The 7,928-nt window shown below is 70.9% G+C and carries 11 protein-coding genes and 2 pseudogenes; 9 read left to right on the forward strand and 4 right to left on the reverse strand.

Annotation, left to right across the window (positions count from 1 at the left end; translation table 11 throughout):
- Nucleotides 1-118: 118 nt before the first annotated feature.
- Together BLW04_RS28935 and BLW04_RS23975 are read right to left on the reverse strand one after the other, a co-directional pair.
- Nucleotides 119-708: pseudogene (locus BLW04_RS28935) on the reverse strand (IS1 family transposase); the annotation flags it as partial.
- Between the two features lie 366 nt (nucleotides 709-1,074).
- Nucleotides 1,075-1,344 (reverse strand): hypothetical protein, encoded by a 270-nt coding sequence (locus BLW04_RS23975; RefSeq protein ID WP_091548013.1) that lies wholly within the window; start codon nucleotides 1,342-1,344, stop codon nucleotides 1,075-1,077.
- A gap of 85 nt (nucleotides 1,345-1,429) precedes the next feature.
- Here BLW04_RS23975 and BLW04_RS23980 point away from each other — a divergent pair, with 85 nt between their 5' ends.
- Nucleotides 1,430-1,783 (forward strand): alpha/beta fold hydrolase, encoded by a 354-nt coding sequence (locus tag BLW04_RS23980; protein WP_254781946.1) that lies wholly within the window; start codon nucleotides 1,430-1,432, stop codon nucleotides 1,781-1,783.
- Nucleotides 1,784-2,034: 251 nt separating this feature from the next.
- Here the strand turns inward: BLW04_RS23980 and BLW04_RS23985 are convergent, their stop codons facing one another.
- Together BLW04_RS23985 and BLW04_RS23990 are read right to left on the reverse strand one after the other, a co-directional pair.
- Nucleotides 2,035-2,553, reverse strand: a complete 519-nt coding sequence (locus BLW04_RS23985) for an alpha/beta hydrolase (RefSeq protein ID WP_175484264.1) — start codon at nucleotides 2,551-2,553, stop codon at nucleotides 2,035-2,037.
- Between the two features lie 43 nt (nucleotides 2,554-2,596).
- Nucleotides 2,597-2,797: a hypothetical protein gene (locus tag BLW04_RS23990; protein ID WP_091548017.1), complete on the reverse strand. Its 201-nt coding sequence runs from the start codon at nucleotides 2,795-2,797 to the stop codon at nucleotides 2,597-2,599.
- Nucleotides 2,798-2,943: 146 nt separating this feature from the next.
- Between BLW04_RS23990 and BLW04_RS23995 the strand changes: the two genes are divergently transcribed.
- The 8 genes and pseudogenes from BLW04_RS23995 to BLW04_RS24030 all read left to right on the forward strand — a co-directional run.
- Nucleotides 2,944-3,390: a flavodoxin family protein gene (locus tag BLW04_RS23995; RefSeq protein ID WP_091548027.1), complete on the forward strand. Its 447-nt coding sequence runs from the start codon at nucleotides 2,944-2,946 to the stop codon at nucleotides 3,388-3,390.
- A 26-nt stretch (nucleotides 3,391-3,416) separates the two neighbouring features.
- Entirely contained in the window at nucleotides 3,417-4,277 is an 861-nt protein-coding gene (locus tag BLW04_RS24000; RefSeq protein WP_175484265.1) for a metal ABC transporter ATP-binding protein, read from the forward strand.
- Nucleotides 4,274-5,155 (forward strand): metal ABC transporter permease, encoded by an 882-nt coding sequence (locus BLW04_RS24005; RefSeq protein ID WP_091548021.1) that lies wholly within the window; start codon nucleotides 4,274-4,276, stop codon nucleotides 5,153-5,155. The genes BLW04_RS24000 and BLW04_RS24005 overlap by 4 nt, the downstream gene beginning before the upstream one ends.
- A 34-nt stretch (nucleotides 5,156-5,189) precedes the next feature.
- Nucleotides 5,190-5,549, forward strand: coding sequence for an ArsR/SmtB family transcription factor (locus BLW04_RS24010; protein ID WP_175484266.1), 360 nt, complete (start codon nucleotides 5,190-5,192; stop codon nucleotides 5,547-5,549).
- Nucleotides 5,546-5,938, forward strand: coding sequence for a Fur family transcriptional regulator (locus BLW04_RS24015; RefSeq protein ID WP_091548023.1), 393 nt, complete (start codon nucleotides 5,546-5,548; stop codon nucleotides 5,936-5,938). The genes BLW04_RS24010 and BLW04_RS24015 overlap by 4 nt, the downstream gene beginning before the upstream one ends.
- A complete protein-coding gene (locus BLW04_RS24020; RefSeq protein ID WP_091548025.1) occupies nucleotides 5,938-6,831 on the forward strand; it encodes a metal ABC transporter solute-binding protein, Zn/Mn family in 894 nt (297 codons plus the stop codon). Before BLW04_RS24015 ends, BLW04_RS24020 begins: the two co-directional genes overlap by 1 nt.
- A 140-nt stretch (nucleotides 6,832-6,971) precedes the next feature.
- Nucleotides 6,972-7,616: pseudogene (locus BLW04_RS29900) on the forward strand (cbb3-type cytochrome c oxidase subunit I).
- A 9-nt stretch (nucleotides 7,617-7,625) separates the two neighbouring features.
- On the forward strand, nucleotides 7,626-7,928 hold a 303-nt coding region (locus BLW04_RS24030; RefSeq protein WP_139307011.1), incomplete at its 3' end, for a transposase.

The raw sequence follows: 7,928 nt of genomic DNA on the forward strand, positions 1-7,928 counted from the left end.
AGCTCCACCACCGAGGGATCGCCGGACACCCCACGAGCATCATCGATCACACGGCCAGGTCAACACGCCACGCCGCAGGGACCTGACCAGTCACCCCGCCGAAAGGTCGGCCTGGCGCTTAGTCGAGTAGCGCGGCGATCTCGGCCAGCGTCCACACGTGGTCGGCCACACCAGCGGCCATCGCGGAGGCGGTCGGGTAGCCGTTGCGCGCCTTGGTCAGCGTCTTGTGCGGCCGGGCGAAGTTGTAGTGCATGTAGTGCAGCGAGACGGCGTGGGCCAGGTTCTCGACCTTCTTGGAGAACCCGTTGGTCAGCCGCGTGAAGCGGCGCATGCCCATCCGCATGGTGAGGTTCTGGCGCTCCACGTAGGACGTGGACGCCTCGGTCAGGTCAGGGTCGCCGGTAACGGGCCGGATGTCGATGCCGGTGCAGACGGCCGGGCTGTAGCGGCGCTCATCGCCTACGCCGGTCGCTGCGCCGTAGATCTTGTGCAGCATGGCGTAGTCGATGTCCGCGCCGAACGCGGACTCGACAGCGACCAGTAGGGCTTGTGTCCGTCCGTGGTGAGCTGGACCCGTTGAGTCAGCCGTGAGGCGAGGTCACGCATGAACACCTCGGCGTCTGCCCCGTTGCGCTCGCCGACCAGTCAAGACGGCACCAGCTTCGTGTCCGCGCAGATCGCCGTCCAGGTCCACACGTCTCCGTAGCCGAACTCGCCCGTGTGCTCGGCGGGACGCTCTTCGCCTAAGCGAATACAAGCGCGCCGTCCATGCTCAACGAACAGGAACACTGCATGAGCACGTTCTACTCGCGTGTGCCCTGGCTGCAAAAGACGAGCTGGGGTACTTTACCGCCGCAGATGTGCGGGAACCAATGTCTACGATAATGGGCCGACACTACGACATCCCGGCGCTCTCTCCACACCTTAAGGCTTTCGCGGAGATCGAGCGCGCGGCAGTCTTGCGCAGAGAAGGCCCGGAACGGCGACGAAAATACCGTTTCAGAAACCCTCTAATACGACCCTTCGCGGTTCTGCAAGCACTTTCTCGCGAGGGTTTGCCGGAAAAGTGTAAGGCTAGGCTCTTTTCTCCACCGGCTCAGCCTTCTTTGCCCATCGACTAGCGGCTGCTCGCCTAGCGATCTCGGACCGCTGTTCCGGCGTCAGCTTGTCGGCGCGCGCCCGTCCGCCCTTGAGCCCCCCGCGTCGTCCGAGGGCGACGGCGGCCGGGTCCTTGCCGTCGCCGGCCGGCTCGGTGGGCTTGTCCTCGTCGGTGGAGTCGTTGACGATGGAGGCGGCGAGCGAGTTCAGATCCACGTGGCGGCGCTTGCGTGACCGGTCAGGCATGTGGCCATCGTCTTACCGTGACCGGGCGCGTCAAGATCCGTCCCGTTCAAACTGACCCACTACCCCCGGACGCAGGTGCTGGACAATGTTGCGGCTGTGCGGCATTGATCCCGCTGCGGTCCCCGCCTCGCTGCTGGACCGGTCGGCGGAGCTGGTCGAGCAGCGACAGGGCGTGGCCGGCATGGACCGGGCGTTCCTGGCCGCGGCCCGGTCGGTGCTGAGGCTCGTGGTCGACCCGCGCCGCTACCGCCGGGCGATGGCCGACATCGTGGTGCCGGTCCTGCTGGTGCACGGCGACCGCGATCGTCTTGTGCCGGTGGAGAACGCGCGGGACGTCGCCCGGCGGAACCCGGGCTGGCGGTACCTCGAGCTGCCCGGCGTCGGCCACGTCCCGCAGCTGCAGGTGCCCGACCGGCTGGGGGCCGACGTCCTCGCCTGACTGGCGGAGCTACCGGCGGTGCGGCTGCCCGGCTGACCGGGCCGCCGCACCGCCGGTGTCCTCGAGGCCGGCTGCCCGGCAGAGCCCTAGCAGAGCCCCATGCCGGCCAGTTCCGTCCGGTGCGTCCCGACCCCGGACGGCGCCTCGGCCGGCGCCGGCTCGGGTGCCGTGAACGGCACCTCCTGTGCACACACGGCGGCCTCCGCCGGGAGCGTGACGTCGATGAGGTGGGCCTCGACGGCGCTGTCGATCTACGGGGAGTTGCCGCCGTAGGCGGTGTGCCCGTCGCCGTCCATGGTCAGCAACCGCGCGTTCCCCAGCTCCTGGACCAGGCGCAGCGCGCCCGGGTACGGCGTCACCGGGTCGTACGTGGTGACCGCCACGAGCGGCGTGGGCGAGGACGTGGGGACGGTGAACGGACCGCCGTAGGTGTCCTTGTCGTGCGCCGGCCATAGGGCGAACGGGATCTCCGCGTAGGCGTACGTGCCCCAGAAGTGCGGAAGGCGGCCCAGTCCCCGTGCACCGCGCTCCAGGTACGCACCGACGTCGGTCGGCCAGTGCTGTTCGCTGGCGGAGATGGCGAAGAAGCGGTCCGCGAAGGGGTCGTACGGGCCGTCGTCGTCGCGCGGGTAGATGGCCTGGTCGACCAGTTCCCGGATGGTCGATCCGTCACCAGACGCGGCGTCGGCCAGTGCTGCAGCGAGCACACCCCAGCTCTGCTTGGCGTAGAGCAGCACCGCCGCGACGTTCCTGATGTCGTCGGCCGTCACCGGCCGCGGGTCGTCGGTGTAGCCCTCGGCGGGGATCGGGGTCTCAGCGGCCGAGGCGACCAGCGCGTCGTACGCCGAGAAGAGATCGCTCCCGCCGGGGGTCGAAGGTGACCAGGTCGAACCGCTCGTTCAGGGTGGCGAGGAAGCCCGCGCCGACGTTCTGCAGGAAGTCGACCGACGGTCCGCCGGGGCCGCCGAAGTTGAAGAACAGCGACCCGATCCGGTGCGCGGGGTCGGTGGCCAAGAGCGCCCTGTGGGCGAATTGGACACCGCCGTCGAGCGCGTCGGCGATGCCCTGCCGGGGCCTTCGCGGCCATCGATCCGAATCCCTGTGTTGCGCGACACAACGTGCCCGCGGTGCGACGGACCGGCAGCGCGGAGAATGACCGCGTGCCGCGCCTCCTCGTCGTCCACCACACGCCCTCGCCCACGCTGCAGGCCGTGCTGGAAGCCGTCCGCGAGGGCGCCGCGCTGGTCGAGGAAGTGGAGCTGGTGGTGCGACCGGCGCTGTCCGCCGGTGCGGCCGACCTGCTCGCCGCCGACGGCGTCCTGCTCGGGACGCCGGCGAACATCGGCTACATGTCCGGCGCCCTCAAGCACTTCTTCGACACCGTCTACTACCCGTGCCTGGACGCCACGGTCGGCCTGCCCTACGGCGTCTACGTGCACGGCGGGGACGACACCTCCGGCGCGCTGAGCAGCATCCAGCGGATCACCGGGGCGCTGCGCTGGAAGCAGGTCGCCGCGCCGCTGAGCCTGACCGGCCCGCCGGGGCCGGCCGATCTAGCGGCGTGCCGCGAACTGGCGGCGACCGTGGCGGCCACGCTGATCGGCTAATGACTCCCGTTGTCTATAGTGGTCCCATGGACGCGTTGAGGGAGCCGGTGCTCCAGGCCAGCAGGGCCGGGATCTCCTTCGGCGACCGGGTGCTGTGGAGCGATCTGGACCTCGATCTGGCACCGGGGGAGTTCGTGGCCGTGCTGGGGCCCAACGGAGCCGGCAAGTCGACCCTGCTCAAGGCCGCACTCGGCCAGCAGCGGCTGACCGCTGGTGAGCTGACGGTGGCGGGGCGCCCGCCGGGCCGGGGCAGCCGGGCGGTCGGGTACGTGCCCCAGCAGAAGTCGATGGACGCGGCCACCCCGCTGCGGGCCCGGGACCTGGTCGGGCTCGGGCTGGACGGGCATCGTTGGGGGCTGGGCCGCCGCAGCGCGGCGGACCGGCTGCGGGTCGCCGATGCGCTGGACGCCGTAGGCGCCACCGGCTACGCCGACGCCCCGATCGGCCTGCTCTCCGGTGGCGAGCAGCAACGGGTCCGGATCGCCCAGGCGCTGGCCACCGACCCGGAGGTGCTGCTCTGCGACGAGCCGCTGCTGTCCCTCGACCTGGGCCACCAGCGCGCGGTCAGCGCGATCATCGACCGGCGGCGCCGGGAGCACGGGACCGGCGTCGTCTTCGTCACCCACGAGATCAACCCGGTCCTGGACCTCGTCGACCGGGTCCTCTACATCGCCGGCGGCCAGCACCGGCTGGGCACGCCGGCCGAGGTACTGACGTCGGAGACGCTCAGCGACCTGTACGGCACGCCGGTGGACGTGGTCACCGTCCGCGGGCGCCTGGTCGTCGTCGGGACGCCGGACTCGGCCGCGGGCCCGTGTGAGCACCACGACCCGCCGAAGCCCGAGCGGCGGTCCCCGGCCCGCGCGGCGGTCGGTGCGGACCGGTGAACGACCTCTTCTCCTTCGACGACTACGGCGCACTGCTCGGGCTGGTGCACAACTCGCTGCTCGCCGCGGCGCTGCTGGGCGTGGTCGGCGGTTTGGTCGGGGTGTTCGTTCAGATGCGCGACATGCAGTTCGCCGTGCACGGCATCAGCGAGCTCTCCTTCGCCGGCGCTGCGGGCGCGTTGCTGCTGGGCGTCAACGTCTCGCTGGGCTCGGTGCTGGGCTCGGTGCTGGCCGGCGCGCTGATCGGTGTGCTGGGCATCCGCGCGCGCGACCGGAACTCGGTCATCGGCGTCCTCATGCCCTTCGGCCTGGGCCTCGGGGTGCTCTTCCTCGCGCTCTACGAGGGGCGGGCGGCGAACAAGTTCGGCCTGCTGACCGGTCAGATCGTCTCGGTGGACACGGTGCAGCTCGGCTGGCTGGTCTCGGTGTCGGTCGTCGTCCTGGCTGGGCTGGCGGTGATCTGGCGGCCGCTGACCTTCATCAGCGCTGATCCGGAGGTGGCCGCGGCCCGCGGGCTGCCGTCCGGATTGCTGTCGCTGATGTTCACCCTCCTGCTGGCGCTGGCGGTCTCGCTGGCCGTGCAGGTGGTCGGTGCTCTCCTCGTGCTGTCGCTGCTGGTGACCCCGGCGGCGGCGGCCTTCCGGGTGACCGCCTCCCCGGTGCTCGCCCCGCTGCTCAGCGCCGCCTTCGCGGTCGTGTCCGCCGTCGGCGGCATCCTGCTGGCGCTGGGCGGCACCATCCCGATCAGCCCGTTCGTCACCACCATCTCCTTCGCCATCTACGTGGTCTGCCGGATCATCTCCGCGCGTCGCACCCGCCGGGGCTGGGGGAGCCGGGCCACCCCCGCGGCGGCCCCCGTCCCGGTGGCCGTCCCGTGAGTGCCCTGCCGGCCGGGGCCCCGCTGGCCGCCCCGTGAGTGCCCTGCCGGCCGGGGCCCCGCTGGCCGCCCCGGGGGTGCAGGCGGCCAGCGAACTGCTGTCGGCTCTCGCGGCGCCGCTGCGCCTGGCCATCGTCGTGCTGCTGGACCGGCACGGCACGCGCTGCGTCCACCAGCTGGTCGACGAGCTCGGCACCCCGCAGCCGCTGGTGTCCCAGCACCTGCGCGTGCTGCGCGGCGCCGGGCTGGTCGTCGGGGAGCGGCGGCACCGCGAGGTGCACTACGCGCTGGTCGACCCGCACGTGGCGGAGATCGTCCGCGCCGCGGTCGAGCACGCCTCGCACACCACACCGTCCGACACCGATCCGTCCGTCGAGGGGAGCAGCGACAGATGATCCGGAGCACGCGCCAGCGCGCGGCGGTGGTGAACGTCTTCGACGGGCTGGAGGGGTTCCACAGCGCGCAGGAGGTGCACGCGCGGCTGCGGGCCTCCGGTGACAGCATCGGCCTGTCCACGGTGTACCGGGCCGTGCAGTCCCTGGTCGACGACGGCGAGCTCGACTCGATCCGCACCGACACCGGCGAGTCGGTCTACCGCCGGTGCAGCACCCAGCACCACCACCACCTGGTATGCCGGAGCTGCGGGCGCGCCGTGGAGGTGGCTGGTCCGGCCGTCGAGCGCTGGGCGGACCGGGTGGCCGACGAGCACGGCTTCAGCGACGTCAGCCACACCCTGGAGATCTTCGGCACCTGCGCGGCCTGCACCGGCGCCCGGGCCGGCTGATGCGCCTTCCCCGGCTGGCGCCGGCCCTCGTCGGCGCGGTGCTGCTGCTGACCGCCTGCGGGGCCACCGGCGACGCGTCGGAGCACGGGCTGTCCGTCGTCGCGTCCACCAACGTCTACGCCGACATCGCCGCCACCGTCGCCGGCGGGAACGTCGAGGTGACCGCGATCATCGACGACCCGTCGGCCGATCCGCACTCCTTCGAGGCCAGCGTCCGCACCGAGCTGGCGGTGTCCGAGGCCGACGTGGTCATCGAGAACGGCGGCGGCTACGACGACTTCATGCAGACGCTGCTCGACGCGACCGACTCCACGGCTCCGGTGATCACCGCGGTCGAGGAGTCCGCGGCGGCGCAGGCCGCGGGGGACGAGCTCAACGAGCACGTCTGGTACGACGTCCCGACCGTCGCTGCCCTGGCCGAGGAGGTCGCCGGCGCGCTCGGGGACGCCGACCCGGCGAACGCCGGCACCTACACCGCCAACGCGGCCGCCTTCACCGCGCAGCTGGACGACCTGGTCGCCGCCGAGCAGGCTGCGGCGGCCACTACCCGGGATGCCGGGGTGCTGGTCACCGAGCCGGTGCCGGGGTACCTGCTGGACGCACTCGGAGCCGACGACCGCACCCCGGCCGCGTTCTCCGCGGCGATCGAGGAAGGCGGGGCCGTGTCGCCGGCGGTCCTGCGGGACACCCTCGGGTTGCTGACCGGCGGCCAGGTGCGCGCGGTGGTCTACAACGCGCAGACCACCGGCCCGGCGACCGAGCAGGTCCTTGCTGCGGCGCGGCAGGCCGGCGTCGCCGTCGTCCCGGTGACCGAGACGCTGCCCGAGGGGCAGCACTACGTGTCGTGGATGCGCGGCAATCTCGACGCGGTCGCCGCGGCGCTGGCGACCTGAACGCCTCGCTCTCAGCCGACCGACTCTGCTCCTCGTCCGCCCCTGAATTCCCCGGATGACGTGGTACGACGCACGGACAGACGAGTCGGTAGCGCCGGGCGACACCTACTACTGCGACCAGGAACACGAAGTGGTGATCATTGCTCCCAGCCCACAGGGAATGCGCTGCGTTCAGTGGAAGGAGCTGTTACTGGTACCTGGTTGGCCCTTTCGGGAAGAGCTGGTCGAGGCGACTTGGACGCGCGCTGATTGCGATCGCTGCCCTGTCGATACCCGTGTGGGCGCACCACAGGATCGCCACCGGTGCCGTGCTGCTGCCGTTCTTCAGCTTCATGACCTACCTGATCGCGGTGCCAACAGGAATCAAACTCTTCAACTGGATCGGCACGATGTGGCGGGGGCAGCTCACGTTCGAGGCGCCTATGCTCTTCGCGCTGGTTCCCTGGTCACGTTCCTGCTGGGTGGGCTGACCGGGGTGCTGCTGGCGTCCCCGCCGCTGGACTGGCACATCACCGACACGCACTTCGTCGTGGCCCACTTCCACTACGTCGCCTTCGGCACCGTGGCCTTCTGTGCGTTTGCCGGTCTACTTCTGGTTCCCGAAGATGTGCGGCCGGATGATGGACGAGCATCTGGGCAGACTGCACTTCTGGTTGGCCTTCATCGGCTTCCACGGCACGTTCCTGATCCAGCACTGGCTGGGCGACGAGGGGATGCCGCGGCGGTACGCCGACTACCTGCCCGGCGCCGGCTTCACCACCCTCAACACGGTCCCCTGGAGTTGACCCGCTTCGGTGGACACCCTGAACTTGGGCGATGTGCCCGAGGAAGGGGTCCTGATGGGCCGTCCGAGCAAGTACTCCCCGGAGTTCCGGGAGCAGGCCGTGGAGCTCGTCAGAGCGACCGGCAAGACCGTCGCGGAGATTGCCCGAGACCTGTCGATCAATGACACGACGCTGGGGAACTGGGTCAAGGCTGACGCCGCCGAGCGGGGCGTGCCGGACAGCAGTGGGCTTCTTCCACTGACGGCGGCGGAGCGGGCCGAGCTGACGAAGCTGCGCCGGGAGAACGCGAAGCTCAAGGTCGAGCGGGAGATC

The organism is Modestobacter sp. DSM 44400, from assembly GCF_900107175.1.
Classification (GTDB): Bacteria; Actinomycetota; Actinomycetes; order Mycobacteriales; family Geodermatophilaceae; genus Modestobacter.